Origin of the sequence: Streptomyces sp. NPDC097981, assembly GCF_040302565.1 — a bacterium.
Taxonomy (GTDB): domain Bacteria; phylum Actinomycetota; class Actinomycetes; order Streptomycetales; family Streptomycetaceae; genus Streptomyces.
In genome coordinates, this window is record NZ_JBEORW010000016.1 from 26,817 (window position 1) to 45,871 (window position 19,055).

The following is a 19,055-nucleotide window of genomic DNA, read 5'->3' on the forward strand; positions in this document are numbered from 1 at the left end:
AGGTGGCCCGAATGGAGTACTGTGGCGAGCCCTGGGGCCGTCCTTCCTTACGGATGTCCGGACTCGGGAGAGGGGGCCGACTGGTGAAGAAACGGCACTCGAGACCGGTGATGCCGCGGCATTGCACGGGTTCCTGCTGCGCACAGTAATCTTTCGGTCACTGTGCGTGCCCAACAGGTAACCGTGCCATAACGGCGATCAAGGGCGCATGCCCGACACGCCGGTTGAACTCGGCAAGGTTGTGGCAGGCTGCACCCGGGCAGGCCACACTCGACTAGCGGAAGCAGCGACGCACGTGACGTCGGCAGGCACCACCCGGGAGGTCCCCATGCCCGAACTGCGTGTCGTGGCCGTCTCAAATGACGGCACACGACTGGTGCTCAAGGCTGCGGACAGCACGGAGTACACGCTTCCGATCGACGAGCGGCTGCGGGCTGCCGTGCGCAACGATCGCGCACGCCTGAACCAGATCGAGATCGAGGTGGAGAGCCACCTCCGCCCCCGCGACATCCAGGCCCGCATACGGGCCGGTGCCTCCGCGGAGGAGGTCGCCCAACTCGCCGGCATCCCCGTCGACCGTGTGCGCCGCTTCGAGGGCCCCGTGCTGGCCGAGCGCGCGTTCATGGCGGAGCGGGCCCGCAAGACCCCGGTGCGCCGTCCCGGCGAGAACACCGGGCCCCAGCTCGGCGAGGCCGTGCAGGAGCGGCTGCTGCTGCGCGGGGTCGACAAGGACTCCGTGCAGTGGGACTCCTGGCGCCGCGACGACGGCACCTGGGAGGTCCTGCTGGTCTACCGGGTCGTCAGCGAAACGCACTCGGCCAGCTGGACGTACGACCCGCCGCGCCGGCTGGTCGTGGCCGTGGACGACGAGGCCCGCTCCCTGATCGGCGAGGCGGACGACCTGCCGGCGACGCCGGAGCCGAGCTTTCCGTTCGTGCCCAGGATCGCGCGGCTGCCGAGGGACCGTCCGCTGGACCGCGCCCTGGACCGCCAGCTGGAACGAACCGCCAACCACGCCGCCCCGGCACCGGAGCCGGAGGAGGAGCGGGACACGCTGACGAGCCTGCTGGAGGCGGTACCGAGCTTCCGCGGCGACCTGGTGGTCCCGGAGCGGACCGAGCCCCCGGTGGAGGAGCCGGAGGCGGAGGAGCCCCCGGCGGCCTCGGCGAGCGCCGGGGCCGGCGCCGCGTACGCGGACGTCCTGATGCCGCGGACGGTGGCGGGGCACCGCGACCGCCTGACGGGCACCACGGACCGCCAGGCGGAAGCCGACGGCGTCCGCCCGGGCCGCCGTGCGGCGGTCCCGAGCTGGGACGAAATCGTCTTCGGCACCCGCCGCAAGAAACAGGAGTAGCCACCCCGGCCCCGCCGGCCTTCGGGTCGCGGAGCCCGGGGCGGCGCCCCCGGGCCGGGTCGCGGCCCCGGGCCACCGGCCCCGTCCGCGGCACGGGGCCGACGGGCTACTGCGGGTCCGGCCCCGTGGCCACCGGTCGTGCCGGGTCCGAGGACCACTCCGACCAGCTGCCCGCGTACAGGGCGGCCGGAACCCCCGCCACTTCCAGCGCCAGCACCTGGTGCGCCCCCGAGACCCCCGAGCCGCAGTACACCCCCACCGGCGTCCCGCCGGAAACGCCCAGCCCGGCGAACCTCGCCCGCAGCGCGTCGGCCGGGAGGAACCGCCCGTCCGCATCCACGTTCTCCGCCGTCGGCGCCGACACCGCCCCCGGAATGTGGCCGCCGACCCGGTCGATCGGCTCGACCTCGCCCCGGTACCGCTCCCCCGCCCGCGCGTCCAGCAGGATCCCGCTGCGGGCGAGCGCCGCCGCGGCGTCCGCGTCCAGCAGCCCCGCCGCCCCCGGGGTTGGCTTGAAATCGCCCTCTACGGGAGTCGCCGCGTCGGCCGTCACGGCCCCGCCGACCGCCGTCCATGCGGCCAGCCCCCCGTCCAGCACCCGCACGTCCGTGTGACCCGTATGGCGCAGCAGCCACCACGCCCTGGCGGCGGCCCAGCCCTGGCCCCCGTCGTACACGACCACCGGCACGTCCGCCGAGACCCCGGCCCTGCGCATCACCGCCCCGAACTCCTCCGGCTCGGGAAGCGGGTGGCGCCCGCCCCGCCCCGGCGGACCTGCCAGTTCGTGGTCCAGGTCCACGTACACCGCGCCCGGAAGGTGGCCGGACTCGTACGCGGACCGCAGGTCGGGCCCGCCCAGCTGCCAGCGGACGTCCAGCAGCACGGGCGGCCGGGACCCGGCCATCTCGTCCATCAGTTCGGAGGTGGAGAGGATCGCGGAGTTCGCGGGATTCGCAGTCATGCGGCCCATCTTCCTCCCCGCTCCGGAACCCGCGTAACAAGCCCGACATCGACAGGCCGCACCGATTCGGTCATCTCTCCCCGCATCGGCGGATCCCGGCCGGTCGGGGCGCGCCGGACCCGCCGGAGTGGAAGCATCTGGTCCGGTCCGGGATGAGCGACGACGGAGGAGACGGCTGACATGAGCGAGGCACCGGAAGCTACGCGGCGCCCGCCCGGCACACCGTGCTGGTCGAGTCTGATGGTGCACGGCCTGGGGACCACCGAGGCCTTCTACACCGAACTGTTCGGCTGGGAGTACGAGCCCGGCCCCCAGCCCTTCGGCCCGTACGTCCGCGCCCTGCTCGACGGCCGGGAGGTGGCCGGCATCGGCGAGATGCCGCCGGACCGGCACCTTCCGATCGCCTGGACCACGTACTTCGCCACCGACGACGCGGACTCGACCGCCGAGACGATCCGCTCGTGCGGCGGCACGGTCGCCGTGGGCCCGCTGGACGCGGGTACCGAGGGGCGCGTGGCGATCTGCTCCGACCCGCTGGGGGCGATCTTCGGGATCTGGCAGGCCGAGGAACACATCGGGACCCGGCTGTCCGGGGTGCCCGGCACCCCGGTCTGGAACGAGCTGGTCACGCAGGACACGTCGACCGTCGGCAAGTTCTACGAGCACGTCTTCGGCCACGATGCCGAGACGCACGGCACGGCCTACGCCGACTTCGACTACGTGACGCTGCTGCTGGACGGGCATCCTGTGGCCGCCGTGCACGGGGTCGGGCGCTCGCTCCCGCACGACCGGGGCCCGCACTGGATGACGTACTTCGAGGTCGAGGACGCCGACGCGGCTGCGGCCCTGGTCCTCCGGCTCGGCGGGCGCATCGTCCAGCCGCCCCGCGAGGGTCTGACCGGCCGGGTCGCCACGGTCACCGATCCGGAGGGCGCGGTGCTCACCCTCCTGGAGTCACGCCCCGGAAACGGCCGCTGACCACTGCCGGCCGGACCACCCGACGGGGAGGGGACGCCGTCGGGGCCGTCCCGCCCGGGTCAGCCGCCGTTGACCGGGAGGACGTCCGGGGAAAGGGCGGCCGCGTGGGCCGCGGCGCTCGTCAGGCGGCGGCGGTGGTGCCGGCGGCACAGGACCTCGTAGCCCACCTCCGCGGCGGCCTGGTTGACGTCGCCGACGACCACCTGGGCGCCCTCGACGACCATCTCGCCGCCCACCGTGCGGGCGTTGTGCGTCGCGCGGGCCCCGCACCAGCACAGGGCCTCGACCTGGAGCTGTTCCAGGCGGTCCGCCAGCTCGATCAGCCGCTGCGAGCCCGGGAACAGCTTCGTGCGGAAGTCCGTCGTGATGCCGAAGGCGAAGACATCCAGGTCCAGGTCGTCCACCACGCGGGCCAGCTGGTCGATCTGCTCGGGGGCGAGGAACTGCGCCTCGTCCACGATGACGTAGTCGACCTTGGCGCCCTTCGACATCTGGCCCACCAGGTACCCGTACAGGTCCATGCCCGGGGCCGCCTCGACCGCCTCGGTCACCAGGCCGAGGCGCGAGGAGAGCTTGCCCTCCCCCGCGCGGTCGTCGCGCGTGAAGATCACGCCCTGCAGGCCCCTGGCCGACCGGTTGTGCCCGATCTGGAGGGCCAACGTACTCTTCCCGCAGTCCATCGTGCCGGAGAAAAACACCAATTCGGGCATGGAAGGAACGGGACCTTTCGGGTCGTGGTCGACAGGAGGGGCGTGCGGGACGAAACGGGCGGGACCTCGGTCAGGTGCGGATTTCGAGCAGCGGGACGAGCTGCTCGGCCGAGGTCATGGAGCCGTGCATCCCCGCGAGCGCCGATTCGTTGGGCTCGTTCACGGACGCGGTGATCGCGGCATCGGCCTGGGCCGCGGCGACCACGTCGCCGATCCGGCCGAGCACGCGCTCGTCGCACTCCCCCGGCGGACCGAACCAGCCGAGTTCCAGGGCCTCTTCGCGGCTCGCGATCCAGAACCTGTCGCCCAGCACCTCCCGCCACACGGTCAGGACGTCGGCCTCGGCGCCCGGGACGGCGTACACGTGCCGGGCCCGGCCCTCACCGCCGAGCAGGGCCACTCCCGCGCCCAGCTCCCAGTCCTCGTCGAAGTCGATCCGGGAGTCCTCGTCGAAGGGGACGTCCACCATGCCGTGGTCGGCGGTCACGTACAGCGCGGTGCGCGGCGGGAGTTGTTCGGCGAGCCGCTGCACCAGCCGGTCGACGTACATGAGCTGGCCGCGCCAGACGTCGGAGTTCACGCCGTGCCGGTGGCCGGCCCCGTCGAGCTCGCTGAAGTACGTGTACACCAGCGAGCGGTCGCCGGCCGCGAGGCGCTCGGCCGCGAGGTCCATCCGCTCCTCGCCCGTCATCCGGCCGAGGAAGGTGCCGCCGCTCAGCGCGATCTTGGTGAGCGGGGTGGTCTGGAAGGCGGGCGAGGACACCTGCGCCGTCGCCACCCCCGCCCGGTCGGCCTGCTGGAAGACCGTCGGGTACGGCTGCCAGGGCTTCGGCGGGGTCCAGGGGTGCCAGCGGAGCTGGTTCATCAGCTCGCCGGTGGCCGGGTTGCGCACTGCGTAGCCGGGCAGGCCGTGCCGGGCGGGCGGCAGGCCGGTGCCGACGGAGGCCAGCGAGGTGGCGGTGGTCGCCGGGAAGCCCGCGGTGAGGGGACGGCCGGTGCCGCCGCGCGAGCTGCCGAGGAGGGAGGTCAGGTACGGGGCCTCGTCCGGGTGGGCCTTGATCTGCTCCCAGCCCATGCCGTCGACCAGGAACACGCAGTTCCGGTCGGCGGGGGTGAGCTCGGCGATGGCGGCGGTGAACCCGGGGACGCCCTGGCCGGCCACGAGGGTCGGCAGCAGGTCGGCGAGCGAGCCGGTGCCGTACTCCGGTACGGGGGCGCCGGCGAGGTCCAGCAGTTCCGGCTCGTCCCAGTTCGGCGGTGCGGAGTAGGTCATCAGCGGGCGGAAGTGGACGTGGCTGCCGTTGCTTCGCTGAGCGCCTGCGCGAAGACGAGGGTCTGGCGGACCGCCTCCGGCCCGTCGCCGGCCTCGCTGACGCGCAGGCTGAGGTCGTCGGCGGTGGAGTTGCCGGTGTAGCCGTGGTCGGAATCGCAGTTCGGGTCGCCGCAGGCGGCGGGCTCCAGGTCGATCCGGGACACTGCACCCCATCCGATGGTCAGGACGACCTCGCGGGGCAGGGTGCCGGGGGTGTACGACTCGGGGTTGGCGACGACGCGGCTGAGGACCACTGAGGAGATCGCGCCGATCTTGACCGATTCGGTGGAGGTCGTCGCGTACGGGGACGGGGACCCGGCGTCGGCGGCCTGCTCGTCGGTGTGGCTGACGATGAAGCGGTTGCCGGTCAGGACCAGGACGGTGACGTGCCGGCGCACCTCGTTGGAGTCGAAGGTCGTCTCCTGGTGGACCAGGTACGACGAGATCGGCTCGCCGCCCACCGCGGCCTCCACGGCCTCGGCCACGAGGGCCGGGTAGTAGCCGCTGCGCTCGATCGCCGTGCGCAGCCCCTGGGTCGTCGTACCGGATTTCGCCATGGGGTCCATCCTAAGGCCCGTCCGGGGCGCCCCGGGCGCCCCGGACCCGCTCAGTAGCTGGGGAGTGTCCGGGGACCGAGATCGGTGCGGACAGGCGGACGGGCCACACGGACGTCGGCGCTGAGCACGGAGAGGCCCTCGGTGGCGACGACGACGGGTTCGAGGGTGACGCCCACCACCTCGGGGTGGTCGTCGACGAGCCGGGACAGGCGCAGCAGGAGCTCTTCGAGTGCGCTGATGTCGACGGGGTCGCTGCCGCGCCAGCCGAAGAGGAGGGGGGCGGCCCGGATGGACCGGATCAGCCCGGCGGCGTCCCGGTCGGTGGCCGGCACGAGGCGGTGGGCGGTGTCGCCGAGGAGCTCGGAGGCGACGCCGGCGAGGCCGAAGGAGAGGACGGCGCCGGCGGCGGGGTCGATGACGGACCGCACGACGGTGTCGACCCCGCGGGGCACCATGGCCTGGACGACGGGGAGCAGCTCGCCGGGCGTCCCGAGGAGGTCGGTGAGCTCCTCGTACGAGCGGCGCAGGTCGGCCTCGGTCGCGAGGTCGAGGCGTACGCCGCCGAGGTCGGCGCGGTGGCGCAGGTGCGGGGCGGTGGTCTTGAGGGCGACGGGGTAGCCCAGGGTCCGGGCGGCCCGGACCGCGTCGTCCGCGGAGGGGGCGGGCAGGGTGGGGAGCACCCGGATCCCGTACCGGGCGAGCAACGCGGCGGCATCGGGCTCGGTGAGGGTGAGCGCCTCGTCGCCGACGTCTGCCAGGAGGGTGGCGAGCAGGGCGGCGGCTCCGGCCTCGTCGATGTCCTCGTACGCGGGAACCTGCCCGGCCTCGGCGTTGGCCCGCCGCCACTGGCCGTACCGCACGGCCTCCGCGACGGCCCGTACGGCCCGCTCGGCGGCCGGGTACGCGGGAATCCGGACCTCCGCCGCCTCCGGGGAACCCGGGGCGGTGTCGGCGCCGGCGGTTCCGGTCTCGTCGTCGTCGGCGGCTGCGCGGGGGTGCGGGGGCGGTAGGCCGGGGCGCGCCGGGTCCGGACCGGGCCGGGCGCCCGGCAGGCCGCCCGCGGGTGACAGGGCGTCCACGAGCTCGGCCAGCTCCACGTGCACCACGGCCACCGGCTTTCCGGGATGTCCCGCCACCGCGTCGCGCAGGGCCGCGGCGAGGTCGTCCTCCGGTGCCTGCTCGTTCACCCAGGGGATCACCGTGACGATCACCGCGTCGTTCTTGGCGGAGCCCAGTGCCGCGCCCAGCGCCGAGCGGAAGTCCTCGGGCGTCGCCGCGGTCGTCAGGTCCAGCGGGATCCCGGGCCGCAGTCCCTGCGCGAGACACGCGTCGTACGTGAGGACGCCCAGCGACTCCGAGTTGCCGAGGATCGCCACGCGCGGCCCGCCCGGCAGCGGCTGCGAGGCCAGCAGCAGCCCCACGTCCACCAGCTCCGTCACCGTGTCGACCCGGATCACCCCCGCCTGCCGCAGCAGTGCCGAGACCGTGGTGTCCGGGAGCCGGGTCCCGGGGACCACGTGTCCGGCCGGGGTGTGGCGGCCGCCCTTGGCCACGACCACCGGCTTCACGGCCGCCGTCCGCCGCGCGAGCCGGGTGAACTTCCTCGGGTTGCCGAGGGTTTCGAGGTACATGAGCGCGACGTCGGTGGCCTCGTCCTCGTACCAGTACTGGAGGATGTCGTTCCCGGAGACGTCCGCCCGGTTGCCGGCCGAGATGAAGGACGAGAGCCCCTCGCCCCGCCGCAGCAGTGCGGAGAGCAGCGAGATGCCGATGGCCCCGGACTGGGTGAACAGTCCGATGCGGCCCCGGACCGGCGCCGGGGCCGGTGTGAGGGAGGCGTTGAGCACGACCTCGGGCGCGGTGTTGATCACGCCGTACGCGTTCGGCCCGATCAGCCGCATCCCGTACGAGCGCGCCTGGCGCACCAGTTCGCGCTGCCGGTCGAGCCCGGCCGGGCCGCTCTCCCCGTATCCGGCGGACAGCACCACCAGCCCCTGCACCCCGTGCTCGCCGCAGGCGGCCACGGCCTCGGGGACCCGCTCGGCGGGGACCGCGATCACCGCGAGGTCGACCGGGGCGTCGATGTCGGCGAGGGCCCGGTAGGCCCGTACGCCGTCCAGCAGATCCCCTTCCATGCCGGGGGCGCGGGCCTCGTTCACGGCGTAGAGGTGGCCTCGGAAGCCGCTGTCGCGCAGGTTCCGCAGGGCCGCGGCGCCGACGCCCCCGCCGGAGCGGCTGACTCCGATGACGGCCACCGAGCCGGGGGCCAGCAGCCGCTGCACGGACCGGGCCTCGGCGCGCTGTTCCCGGGCGCGTTGCACGGCCAGGGACTCGGCGGTGGGTTCGAGGTCGAGGGTGAGGTGGACGGAGCCGTCCTCGAAGCTGCGCTTCTGCTGGTATCCGGCGTCGGTGAACACCTTGATCATTTTGTTGTTGGCGGGGAGCACCTCGGCCGCGAAGCGGCGGATGCCCCGCTCGCGGGCGACCGCGCCGATGTGTTCGAGGAGCGCGGAGGCGACGCCGCGGCCCTGGTGGGCGTCCTGGACGAGGAAGGCGACCTCGGCCTCGTCGGCGGGGGCGGAGGCGGGCCGCCCGTCGGGGCCGATGCGGTCGTAGCGCACGGTGCCGATGAACTCCTCGCCGACGGTTGCCGCGAGGCCGACCCGGTCCACGTAGTCGTGGTGCGTGAAGCGGTGCACGTCGCGGTCGGAGAGCCGGGGGTAGGGCGCGAAGAAGCGGTAGTACTTCGACTCGTCGGAGACCTGCTCGTAGAAGCTGACCAGCCGGCCCGCGTCCTCCGTGGTGATGGGCCGGATGCGGGCGGTGCCGCCGTCGCGCAGGACGACGTCCGCCTCCCAGTGGGCCGGGTACGAGGGGTCCGACGCGGTGGTCATGCGGTGATCCTAAGGCCGGCACCGGCCGGATCGCTCCTGCGCGGCGCACGAGGCAAGCCGGGGCGAACCGGTGCAAGCTGTGATAGGTCGAGCGGCGGAGGATTCGGGCCGGAGGTCGGTCGGAGCATTCGAGGCATCGTGAGAGACTGGTCTAGACAACCCGTAAGAACCTGAAGGGCATCACCATGGCAGAGCGCCGCGTCAACGTCGGCTGGGCCGAGGGCCTGCACGCTCGTCCCGCCTCGATCTTCGTCCGCGCGACGACCGCTTCCGGCGTCCCGGTGACCATCGCGAAGGCCGACGGGAACCCCGTCAACGCCGCGTCCATGCTCGCGGTGCTGGGCCTGGGCGCACAGGGCGGCGAGGAGATCGTCCTCGCGTCCGACGCCGAGGGCGCCGAGGTGGCGCTGGACCGCCTCGCGAAGCTGGTCGCCGAGGGCCTCGAAGAGCTCCCCGAGACCGTCTGACCCTTCGGGTTCACCCCGGGCGTACGGCGAAGCCGCGGCCACCGGTATTCCGGCGGCCGCGGCTTCGTCGTTTACCCACCCCGTCGAACGGCCCGTTCCGGGCGTATCGGCAATTCATATGGGCCGCGCCGGGCGACGACACAATCGCCGTGAATTCAGCAGACGCCCCCGACATTAATACGCGGCATTTGTTAATACGGACCGCTCGCCGTGTTTACGGCATGTTGCGAAGTCCTCACCCTCGGCCGGTGCGCGCCGGCCGCGCGGTCGGCGTGGAGCGCCGTCAGCGCCCGGGCCCGCTCGGCGTCCCCGCGCGCGACCGCGTCCACGATCGCCCCGTGCTCGGCCCAGGACTCCACGGGCCGGGCCGGCGCCTCCACCACGTACATCCAGGCGACCTTGTGCCGCATCTGCGTGAGCAGCGTGATCAGCCCGGGACTGCCGGAGGCCTGGGCGAGGGTCTCGTGGAACCAGCCGCCCAGGGACCTCAGGTCCTCCCCCTGGCCCCGCCTGGCCCGTTCCTGGCCCAGCCTGACCAGCCCGCGCAGGACTTTGAGGTGGGCCTCGGTGCGCCGCCGGGCGGCTCGGGCGGCCGCCAGCGGTTCGAGCAGCATCCGCAGCTCCAGGAGATCGGCCGCCTCCTGTTCGGTGGGCTCGGCGACGCAGGCTCCCGCATGCCGCCGGGTGGTGACGAAGCCCTCGGACTCCAGGGTCCGCAGCGCCTCGCGGACCGGGACGCGGGAGACCCCGTACCGGCGGGCCAGCAGCTCCTCGGTCAGTCTGGCGCCCGGCGTGAAGACTCCGGAGACGATGTCGTCGCGGATTGCCGTGGATACCGCGTGCGCAGGAATACGCAAGTCCGGACCTCCGCCTCTTTCCGACTGTCGACCCCATTGTCGCGACCGCGCCGGGATCGTACTGGGACTCTATTGCAACATGCGATATTTTCCGAGCGCGGACGGAAATCGGGGATATTTACAGCCACAACACGAAGGCCCCGGCTCGGGAAGCCGGGGCCTTCGGTGAAGTGCTGCGGGTCAGACGTCGACGCCGTGCTGGCGCAGGTACGCGACCGGGTCGATGTCCGAGCCGTAGGTTGCGGCGGTGCGGGCCTCGAAGTGCAGGTGCGGGCCGCTGGAGTTGCCGGTGGAGCCCGACAGGCCGATCTGCTGGCCCGGGGTGACCTGCTCGCCGACGGAGACGTTCAGCGAGGTCATGTGGCCGTACTGCGTGTACGTGCCGTCGTTGTGCTTGATGACCACGTTGTTGCCGTACGCGCCGCCCCAGCCGGCCTCGACCACGGTTCCGGCGCCCACCGCGTGCACCGAGGTGCCGGAGGCCGCGTGGAAGTCGATGCCGGTGTGGCTGCCGGAGGACCACATGCCGCCGCCCGCGTGCCACTGGGTGCTGATGTAGGACCCGTCGACGGGGGCGACGAAGGTGTTGAGGCGCTTGCGCTCCTCCTCGCGGGCGGCGCGCTCGGCGGCCTCGCGCTCGGCCTTCGCCTTCTCCTCGGCCTTCTGCTTGGCCTCGGCGGCGCGCGCCTTCGCGTCGGCCTCCGCCTTCTCCTTGGCGGCAGCGGCGTCGGCCGCGTTCTGCTGGGCCTCGGCCTGGGCCTCGATCTGGACCGGGAGGTCCTCGGCCGTCACGACCGCGTTCAGGCCGGTGTCCTCCATGGAGGGGGCCTTGTCCGACGCGGCGAACGCCGGGCCTGCGAGGGAGCCGACGACACCCGTGGTGGCGAGGGCGGCGATGCCGGCGTAACCGGCGGTCTTGCGGCTCAGACGACTGGAACCACGGTGCTTACCGGCGGCACGACTGCCAAACGCCATGAAGGGGTCGATCCTTTCCTTCCTTCTCGCCTACCGGGTTAGCTGACGGGTTCGGAGCAGGAAGGTCTCCTACGGGCCCCCTCTGACGAGGCGGTCCGATTCACCCCAGGGACACATGTGGGTCCCCGGCTCCCCAGGCTCGCGCCTGACGGGGACTCGGCGATCGCTGCCCGGTGCCGCGGATGCGGCGCGTACAACTGACGGACAGCACGGCCGACGCTAGGCGGATCATCAGTCAATCGCCAAACAGACGCGCCTTTTTGTTGCGTACGCCACACCACATACAAGCAACCTCTCCACTAAACAGACATAAAGGGCCCCGGCGGACAAGTCACCGGAGCCCCTTGAGATGTCCGTCAGTTGGAGACGACGGTGACCTCGCCGATCCCGAGCGCCCGCACCGGCTCCTCGATCTGCGACGCGTCACCGACCAGGACGGTGACCAGGCGGTCCACCGGGAAGGCGGCCAGGACGGCCGAAGTCGCCTCCACCGTGCCCGTGCGGGCCAGCTGCGCGTACAACTGCGCCTGGTAACCGTCCGGAAGCTCCTGCTCGACCTGGTCGGCGAGCGTGCCGGCGACGGCCGCGGCCGTCTCGAACTTCAGCGGGGCCACGCCCACCAAGTTCTGCACCGCCACATCCCGTTCGGCATCGGTCAGGCCGCCCTCCGCAAGGGTGCGGAGCACCTTCCAGAGGTCGTCGAGCGCCGGGCCGGTGTTGGGGGTGTCCACCGAGCCGCTGATGGCGAGCATCGAGGCGCCCTTGCCGTCGGCCGTGGAGCGCAGCACCTGGCCGAAGGCGCGCACGCCGTACGTGTAGCCCTTCTCCTCGCGCAGCACCTTGTCCAGGCGCGAGGTGAGGGTGCCGCCCAGGCAGTACGTACCGAGCACCTGCGCCGCCCAGACCCGCTCGTGCCGGTCCGGCCCGATCCGGCCGATGAGCAGCTGCGTCTGGACCGCGCCGGGCCGGTCCACGATGACCACGCGGCCGGTGTCGTCGGCGGTCACCGGCGCCACCGGGAGCGCCTCGGCGGCGTTTCCGGTCCAGGTGCCCAGGGTGTCCGCGAGAACGGCGTCCAGGTCGATGCCCGTCAGGTCGCCGACGACCACCGCCGTGGCGGTGGCGGGGCGTACGTGGGCCTCGTAGAAGGCGCGTACGGCCGCGGAGTCGATCCGGGCGACGGTCTCCTCGGTGCCCTGGCGCGGCCGGGACATCCGCAGGGTGGGCGGGAAGAGCTGCTTGGACAGCTCCTTGGCCGCGCGGCGCTGCGGGTTCGCCAGCTCGTGCGGGATCTCGTCGAGCCGGTTGCGCACCAGCCGGTCGACCTCGCTGTCGGCGAAGGCGGGCGCGCGCAGCGCCTCGGCGATCAGGCCCAGCGCCTTGGCCAGCCGGGAGGCCGGAACCTCCAGGGAGACCCGCACGCCCGGGTGGTCGGCGTGCGCGTCGAGCGTGGCACCGCAGCGCTCCATCTCGGCCGCGAACTCCTCGGCCGAGCGCTTGTCGGTGCCCTCGGACAGCGCGCGGGCCATGATGGTCGCCACGCCGTCCAGGCCCTCGGGCTCGGCGTCCAGCGGGGCGGCGAGGTTGACCTCGACCGCGACGACCTGCTGGCCGGGCCGGTGGCAGCGCAGCACGGTCAGGCCGTTGGGCAGGGAGCCGCGCTCCGGGGCCGGGAAGGCCCACGGCTTGGCCTCGCCGGCCTGCGGCTGCGGGTGGAAGGTCATCGTGACGGCTGCGGTGTCGCTCACTGCTCCGCCCCCTCGTTCTCGTCGTTCTCGTCGGCCTCTGCCGGGAGCGGCTCGTACACCAGCGCCGCGCGGTTGTCGGGGCGCAGCCGGGCCGCGGCCACGGCCTGCACCTCCTCGGCGGTGATGTCGAGGACGCGCTGGACGGCGCTGAGCGCCAGCTGCGGGTCGCCGAACAGCACCGCGAAGCGGCACAGTTCGTCGGCGCGGCCGGCCACGGTGCTCAGCCGGTCCAGCCACTCGCGCTCCAGCTGTGCCTGGGCGCGCTCCATCTCCTCGGCCGTCGGGCCCTCGGCGGCGAACCGCGCGAGCTCCTCGTCGACGGCCGCCTCGATGGCGGGCACCTCCACCCCGCTGGAGGTCTTCACGTCCAGCCAGCCGAGCGAGGGCGCCCCGGCGAGCCGCAGCATGCCGAAGCCGGCTGCGACGGCGCTCTGGTCGTGGCGTACCAGGCGGTTGTGCAGCCGGGACGACTCGCCGCCGCCCAGGACGGTCAGCGCCACGTCGGCGGCGTCGCATTCGCGGGTGCCGTCGTGCGGGAGCCGGTAGGCGGCCATCAGCGCGCGCGCCGGGACCTCCTCGACGATCTCCTCGCGCAGCTCCCGGCCCATGATCTCGGGCAGCGTGCCGTCGCGCGGCGGCTGCTTGCCCTCGTGGCCGGGGATGGTGCCGAAGTACTTCTCGACCCAGGCGAGCGTCTGCTCGGGGTCGATGTCGCCGACGACCGACAGCACCGCGTTGTTGGGTGCGTAGTACGTGCGGAAGAAGGCGCGGGCGTCCTCCAGGGAGGCCGCGTCCAGGTCGGCCATGGAGCCGATCGGGGTGTGGTGGTACGGGTGGCCATCGGGGTATGCCAGGGCGGTCAGCTTCTCGAAGGCCGTGCCGTACGGGACGTTGTCGTACCGCTGGCGGCGCTCGTTCTTGACGACGTCGCGCTGGTTCTCCATGGACTCGTCGTCCAGGGAGGCCAGCAGCGAGCCCATCCGGTCCGCTTCGAGCCAGAGCGCGAGCTCCAGCTGGTGGGCCGGCATGGTCTCGAAGTAGTTGGTGCGCTCGAAGCTGGTGGTGCCGTTGAGCGAACCGCCGGCACCCTGGACCAGTTCGAAGTGGCCGTTGCCGGGTACGCTCGCCGAGCCCTGGAACATCAGGTGCTCGAAGAGGTGAGCCAGGCCGGTTCGTCCCTTGACTTCGTGGCGCGAGCCGACGTCGTACCAGAGGCAGACCGCGGCGACCGGGGTCAGGTGATCCTCGGAGAGCACCACGCGCAGGCCGTTGGCCAGCCGGTGCTCGGTCGCTGTCAGGCCGCCGGAGCCGGCCTGGGCTGTGGCCGTGTGACCCATGTGCATGTGGTCCCTTCGATCGCGATGCAGAGATTTCCGTCGGACCTGCCACTGTATGCAAGCGCGTCGGTGACCGGAGAGGTTCCCGGCACGCACTCCAGGGGGACTCCGTCCGGGGGTGACCCCAGGGTCGGAGTCGGCGTTGTCGGTGCCTCGGGCCACAATGGTCCGCGACAACCCCTGTCAACCCTTCTCAGACCACCCGCCAGCCCCCCCAGCACCCTTTCTTTCTTGGTTAAGGAGCCGCGCAGCGATGGCCCGCCGCAGCACGAAGACCCCGCCGCCGGAGGATTTCGAGGAGAAGATCCTCGACATCGACGTCGTCGACGAAATGCAGGGCTCCTTCCTCGAGTACGCGTACTCGGTGATCTACTCCCGCGCCCTGCCCGATGCCCGGGACGGCATGAAGCCGGTGCACCGGCGCATCGTCTACCAGATGAGCGAGATGGGCCTGCGCCCGGACCGCGGCTACGTGAAGTGCGCCCGTGTCGTCGGCGAGGTCATGGGCAAGCTGCACCCGCACGGCGACGCGTCGATCTACGACGCCCTCGTGCGCATGGCCCAGCCCTTCTCGATGCGGCTGCCGCTGGTCGACGGCCACGGCAACTTCGGTTCGCTCGGCAACGACGACCCGCCGGCCGCGATGCGCTACACCGAGTGCAAGATGGCGGACGCCACGTCACTGATGACGGAGTCGATCGACGAGGACACCGTCGACTTCACCTCCAACTACGACGGCCAGGAGCAGGAGCCGGTCGCGCTGCCCGCGGCGTACCCGAACCTGCTGGTCAACGGTGCGTCCGGGATCGCGGTCGGCATGGCCACCAACATGCCCCCGCACAACCTGGGCGAGGTCATCGCGGCCGCCCGCCACCTGATCCGCTACCCGCAGGCGGACCTGGAGGCGCTGATGCGCTTCGTGCCGGGTCCGGACCTGCCCACGGGCGGCCGGATCGTGGGCCTCTCGGGGATCAAGGACGCCTACGAGAACGGCCGCGGCACGTTCAAGATCCGCGCCACGGTGACCGTCGAGAACGTGACGGCGCGCCGCAAGGGCCTGGTCGTCACCGAACTGCCCTTCACGGTCGGCCCCGAGAAGGTCATCGCGAAGATCAAGGACCTGGTCGGCTCGAAGAGGCTCCAGGGCATCGCGGACGTCAAGGACCTCACGGACCGCTCGCACGGCCTGCGCCTGGTCATCGAGATCAAGAACGGCTTCCACCCGGAGGCCGTGCTGGAGCAGCTGTACAAGCTGACGCCGATGGAGGAATCCTTCGGCATCAACAACGTCGCGCTGGTCGACGGGCAGCCGCTGACGCTCGGCCTCAAGGAGCTGCTGGAGGTCTACCTCGACCACCGGTTCGAGGTCGTGCGGCGGCGCAGCGAGTTCCGCCGCGGCAAGCGGCGCGACCGGCTGCACCTGGTCGAGGGTCTGCTGGTGGCCCTGGTCGACATCGACGAGGTCATCCGGATCATCCGGGACAGCGACAACTCGGCGCAGGCGAAGGAGCGGCTGATCGAGCGCTTCTCGCTGAGCGAGATCCAGACCCAGTACATCCTGGACACCCCGCTGCGCCGGCTCACCCGCTTCGACCGGATCGAGCTGGAGTCCGAGCGGGACCGCCTGACCGGCGAGATCGACGAGCTGACCGGGATCCTGGAGTCCGACACGGAGCTGCGAAAGCTGGTCTCCACGGAACTGGCGGCGGTCGCGAAGAAGTTCGGCACCGAGCGCCGTACGGTCCTGCTGGAGTCGGCGGGCACGGCGGTCGCTGCGGTTCCGCTGGAGGTCGCGGACGATCCGTGCCGGGTCCTGATGTCCTCGACGGGCCTGCTGGCCCGGACCGCCAGCGGCGACCCGCTTCCGGAGGAGGAGGGCGGCGCCCGCGCGAAGCACGACCTGATCGCCTCGCAGGTCGCCGCTACCGCCCGGGCGGACGTCGGCGTGGTCACCTCGTACGGGCGGCTGCTGCGGCTCTCGGTGATCGACCTGCCGCAGCTGCCGGACACCCACGCCGCGCCGAACCTGGCGGGCGGCGCCCCGGTCTCGGAGTTCCTCTCCGGGCTGGAGGCGGACGAGAAGGTGATCTGCCTGACCTCGCTGGACGAGTCCTCGCAGGGCCTGGCCCTGGGCACCGAGCAGGGCGTGGTCAAGCGGGTCGTGCCGGACTACCCGGCGAACAAGGACGAGCTGGAGGTCATCACCCTCAAGGAGGGCGACCGGATCGTCGGCGCGGTCGAACTGCGCACGGGCGAGGAGGACCTGGTCTTCCTCACCGACGACGCCCAGCTGCTGCGCTATCCCGCGGGCCAGGTGCGTCCGCAGGGCCGCCCGGCGGGCGGCATGGCGGGCATCAAGCTCTCCGAGAACGCGAAGGTGATCCACTTCTCGGCGGTGGACCCGGCGCGGGACGCCCTGGTGTTCACGGTGGCGGGCTCGCACGGGACGCTGGACGACTCGGTGCTGTCCGGGAAGCTGACCCCGTTCGACCAGTACCCGCGCAAGGGCCGGGCCACCGGCGGCGTGCGCTGCCAGCGGTTCCTGAAGGGCGAGGACCTGCTGGTGCTGGCCTGGGCCGGCAATGCGCCGGTCCGGGCGGCCGCGGCGAACGGCACCCCTGCCGAACTGCCGGCCGTGGACCCGCGCCGTGACGGGTCGGGGGCCGCGCTGCCCGCGGCCGTCGCCGCCCTGGCGGGGGGCGCACTGTAGGACGTACTGCGGCATTCGGGTGGTGCGACCCGGGGGACGTACCACCCGAATGCCGACTAGTGTTTTCCCTCTTGGCGTTGGTGGGGGGAGTGCACAGCTGATGAGTCGTCGGTCGGGCGGATTGATCGGGGACTGGGCCGAGGCCCAGCGCCGCCAGCAGCAGACCCAGCTGATCCAGCAGCGGGAGGCCGATCGCCGGCAGCGGGCACATGAGCGGGACGCGGCCCGGAGCCACCGCCAGCACCGCGAGGCGGAGGCCCGGCGACAGACCGCGCAGCTCGACGCCGAAGTCGAGGCCCTGCGGGGCCTCCTGGTCACGGGTTGCCGGGCGCCGGCGTTCCGGATGGCCGCCCTGGTCCGGCCCGAGCAGCCGGAACCCTTCAGCCCGGGCACGCTGGCGGACCCCGTGCCGATGCCGCGCATCGAACAGTTCCAGCACCAGAGCAGCGGCTGGACCCTCGGATCGGGCCAGCGGGCGCAAGCCGAGCGGGAGGCGCACGCCCGCTACACCCAGGCCTGGCAGGCCGCGCACGCCTCGGAGACGCAGCGGCAGCAGCAGCTGGCCGCGTACCGGCAGCAGTACGACCGGTGGGCCGCGGAGCAGCTCGCCGGGATCCGCCGGCACAACGCGGGGCTCACCGAGCTGGCGGGGGCCCTGCGCGCGGGCGATGCCGAGGCGGTGGTGGAGTACTTCTCGGCCGCCCTGTACGCCTCCGCGGTCTGGCCCGAGCAGCTGCCGCGCCAGGTGTCGGCCGCCTACGACCAGGGGGCCCGGCAGCTGGTGCTGGACTGGGAGCTGCCCGGGTTCGCGGTGGTCCCGGAGGCGAGGGCGGTGCAGTACCTGCCGAGTACGGACCAGGACAGGGTGAAGCCGCGCGCGGCCACGGAACGGCGGGCGCTCTACCGGGACCTGCTGGCGCAGAGCATGCTGCTGGTGGTGCGCGAGCTGTACGCGGCGGACGAGTTCGGCGTGCTGGACTCGGTCGTGGTGAACGGCTTCGTGGACGGCCACGATCCGGTGACCGGGCAGGAGGTGCAGGTCGTGCTCGCCACGGTGCCGGCGGCGCGCTCCGCTTTCGAGGGACTGCGGCTGGAGCAGGTCAGCGCGGTGGACTGCCTGGTCGACGGCTTGCACGGGCAGCTTTCGGCCCGGCCCGACCAGCTCGGTGCGGTCCGCCCCGGGCGCAGGCCCGACGAGGTCGGCGGGGGCGTCGTCAGCCACGGCGGCGGCTCGGACGGGGACGGCGGCGACGACGAGCCGGACCTGTTCGCGATGGACCCGATCGCGTTCGAGAACCTGGTCGCCGAGCTGTTCCGGGCGATGGGCATGGAGGCGGTGACCACGCAGCGGTCGGGCGATGGCGGGGTGGACGTGGAGGCACTGGACCCGGCCCCGATCCGGGGCGGGCGGATCGTGGTGCAGGTCAAGCGCTACCGGAACACGGTGCCGCCGACGGCCGTACGCGACCTGTACGGCACGGTCCAGGACAAGGGGGCGAACAAGGGGGTGCTCGTCACCACCGCGTCCTTCGGGCCCGGGTCGTACACCTTTGCCAACGGCAAGCCGCTGGAGTTGGTTCCCGGGGCGGACCTGGTCGAGCTGCTGCACCAGTACGGGCTGCGCGGTCGGCTCGGCGGCGGCACCTCGGCATCGGCGACCTCCGCCGCATCGCGGACGGCCGAGCCCGCGCCCGAGCTCCCGGGGGACCACAACGTACTCGGCATGTCCTGGTCTGGGTCGGTCGCGCTGGACGTGTGCGCGCTCGTGTGCGAGGGCGGGCGGGTGCTGAGCGAGGAGCACTTCGTCTTCTTCAACAACCCGCGGACCCCGGACGGTTCGGTCCGGGCCCGCGCGCACTCGGCCCCCGACAAGGCGGCGCTGGAGGTCTCCTTCGACGCGCTGCCCGAGCCCGCCGACCGCCTCGTCCTCGTGGCCGCGATCGATCCGGAGGTCGATCCCGACGCCGATCTCGCCGGGTTCACCGACGCCCACATCCGCCTGCTGTCCGCCGACGGCGGGGAACTGGGCCGGCTGGACGTCTCCGACGGGCGCGCCGGCGAAACCGCACTGGTCCTCGGATCGTTCCGGCGCCGCTCCAACGGCGACTGGGACTTCGTGATCGGCGGCAAGGGCTACCGCGGCGGCCTGGAAGACCTGCTGGGCGAGTACGGCGTCGAGGTCGCCTGAGACCGGC

Annotated in this window: 14 protein-coding genes and 1 riboswitch; of the genes, 5 read left to right on the top strand and 9 right to left on the bottom strand. The window is 72.6% G+C overall.

Features of this window, described 5'->3' with window-relative positions:
* Positions 1 to 328 precede the first annotated feature (328 nt).
* Entirely contained in the window at positions 329 to 1,354 is a 1,026-nt protein-coding gene (gene sepH / locus ABTY04_RS17580) for a septation protein SepH (RefSeq protein WP_352214229.1), read from the top strand.
* A gap of 106 nt (positions 1,355 to 1,460) precedes the next feature.
* Here sepH and ABTY04_RS17585 read toward each other — a convergent pair whose 3' ends face one another.
* Positions 1,461 to 2,315 (bottom strand): sulfurtransferase, encoded by an 855-nt coding sequence (locus tag ABTY04_RS17585; RefSeq protein ID WP_352214230.1) that lies wholly within the window; start codon positions 2,313 to 2,315, stop codon positions 1,461 to 1,463.
* A 180-nt stretch (positions 2,316 to 2,495) separates the two neighbouring features.
* Here ABTY04_RS17585 and ABTY04_RS17590 point away from each other — a divergent pair, with 180 nt between their 5' ends.
* Positions 2,496 to 3,293 (top strand): VOC family protein, encoded by a 798-nt coding sequence (locus ABTY04_RS17590; RefSeq protein WP_352214231.1) that lies wholly within the window; start codon positions 2,496 to 2,498, stop codon positions 3,291 to 3,293.
* A 59-nt stretch (positions 3,294 to 3,352) separates the two neighbouring features.
* Here the strand turns inward: ABTY04_RS17590 and ABTY04_RS17595 are convergent, their stop codons facing one another.
* The 4 genes from ABTY04_RS17595 to ABTY04_RS17610 form a co-directional block, all read right to left on the bottom strand.
* The gene (locus ABTY04_RS17595) at positions 3,353 to 4,003 is read right to left on the bottom strand and encodes a thymidine kinase (protein ID WP_352214232.1); all 651 of its coding nucleotides are present in this window, start codon (positions 4,001 to 4,003) and stop codon (positions 3,353 to 3,355) included.
* 70 nt (positions 4,004 to 4,073) lie between these two features.
* Positions 4,074 to 5,276, bottom strand: coding sequence for an alkaline phosphatase family protein (locus ABTY04_RS17600; RefSeq protein WP_352214233.1), 1,203 nt, complete (start codon positions 5,274 to 5,276; stop codon positions 4,074 to 4,076).
* Positions 5,276 to 5,881, bottom strand: coding sequence for a DUF5998 family protein (locus ABTY04_RS17605; protein WP_078864899.1), 606 nt, complete (start codon positions 5,879 to 5,881; stop codon positions 5,276 to 5,278). The genes ABTY04_RS17600 and ABTY04_RS17605 overlap by 1 nt, the downstream gene beginning before the upstream one ends.
* A 41-nt stretch (positions 5,882 to 5,922) precedes the next feature.
* Positions 5,923 to 8,766 carry a bifunctional acetate--CoA ligase family protein/GNAT family N-acetyltransferase gene (locus ABTY04_RS17610; protein ID WP_352214234.1) on the bottom strand — a complete coding sequence of 948 codons (2,844 nt, stop codon included), beginning with the start codon at positions 8,764 to 8,766 and terminating at the stop codon, positions 5,923 to 5,925.
* A 185-nt stretch (positions 8,767 to 8,951) separates the two neighbouring features.
* Between ABTY04_RS17610 and ABTY04_RS17615 the strand changes: the two genes are divergently transcribed.
* Positions 8,952 to 9,233: an HPr family phosphocarrier protein gene (locus tag ABTY04_RS17615; protein WP_327278946.1), complete on the top strand. Its 282-nt coding sequence runs from the start codon at positions 8,952 to 8,954 to the stop codon at positions 9,231 to 9,233.
* Positions 9,234 to 9,424: 191 nt separating this feature from the next.
* Here the strand turns inward: ABTY04_RS17615 and ABTY04_RS17620 are convergent, their stop codons facing one another.
* From ABTY04_RS17620 to ABTY04_RS17635, 4 genes are all read right to left on the bottom strand, one after another.
* Positions 9,425 to 10,090: a GntR family transcriptional regulator gene (locus ABTY04_RS17620; RefSeq protein ID WP_352214235.1), complete on the bottom strand. Its 666-nt coding sequence runs from the start codon at positions 10,088 to 10,090 to the stop codon at positions 9,425 to 9,427.
* Between the two features lie 180 nt (positions 10,091 to 10,270).
* A complete protein-coding gene (locus ABTY04_RS17625) occupies positions 10,271 to 11,065 on the bottom strand; it encodes a M23 family metallopeptidase (protein WP_352214236.1) in 795 nt (264 codons plus the stop codon).
* 13 nt (positions 11,066 to 11,078) lie between these two features.
* Positions 11,079 to 11,237: riboswitch (cyclic di-AMP (ydaO/yuaA leader) on the bottom strand.
* Between the two features lie 184 nt (positions 11,238 to 11,421).
* Positions 11,422 to 12,789, bottom strand: a complete 1,368-nt coding sequence (locus ABTY04_RS17630; RefSeq protein WP_352214314.1) for a M16 family metallopeptidase — start codon at positions 12,787 to 12,789, stop codon at positions 11,422 to 11,424.
* Positions 12,790 to 12,809: 20 nt separating this feature from the next.
* Complete coding sequence (locus tag ABTY04_RS17635; protein ID WP_352214237.1) at positions 12,810 to 14,150, bottom strand: M16 family metallopeptidase; 1,341 nt, start codon at positions 14,148 to 14,150, stop codon at positions 12,810 to 12,812.
* A 253-nt stretch (positions 14,151 to 14,403) separates the two neighbouring features.
* Here ABTY04_RS17635 and ABTY04_RS17640 point away from each other — a divergent pair, with 253 nt between their 5' ends.
* Together ABTY04_RS17640 and ABTY04_RS17645 are read left to right on the top strand one after the other, a co-directional pair.
* Positions 14,404 to 16,860 (top strand): DNA gyrase/topoisomerase IV subunit A, encoded by a 2,457-nt coding sequence (locus ABTY04_RS17640; RefSeq protein ID WP_352214238.1) that lies wholly within the window; start codon positions 14,404 to 14,406, stop codon positions 16,858 to 16,860.
* A 100-nt stretch (positions 16,861 to 16,960) separates the two neighbouring features.
* Positions 16,961 to 19,048 carry a restriction endonuclease gene (locus tag ABTY04_RS17645; protein ID WP_352214239.1) on the top strand — a complete coding sequence of 696 codons (2,088 nt, stop codon included), beginning with the start codon at positions 16,961 to 16,963 and terminating at the stop codon, positions 19,046 to 19,048.
* The last annotated feature ends 7 nt before the right edge of the window (positions 19,049 to 19,055 follow it).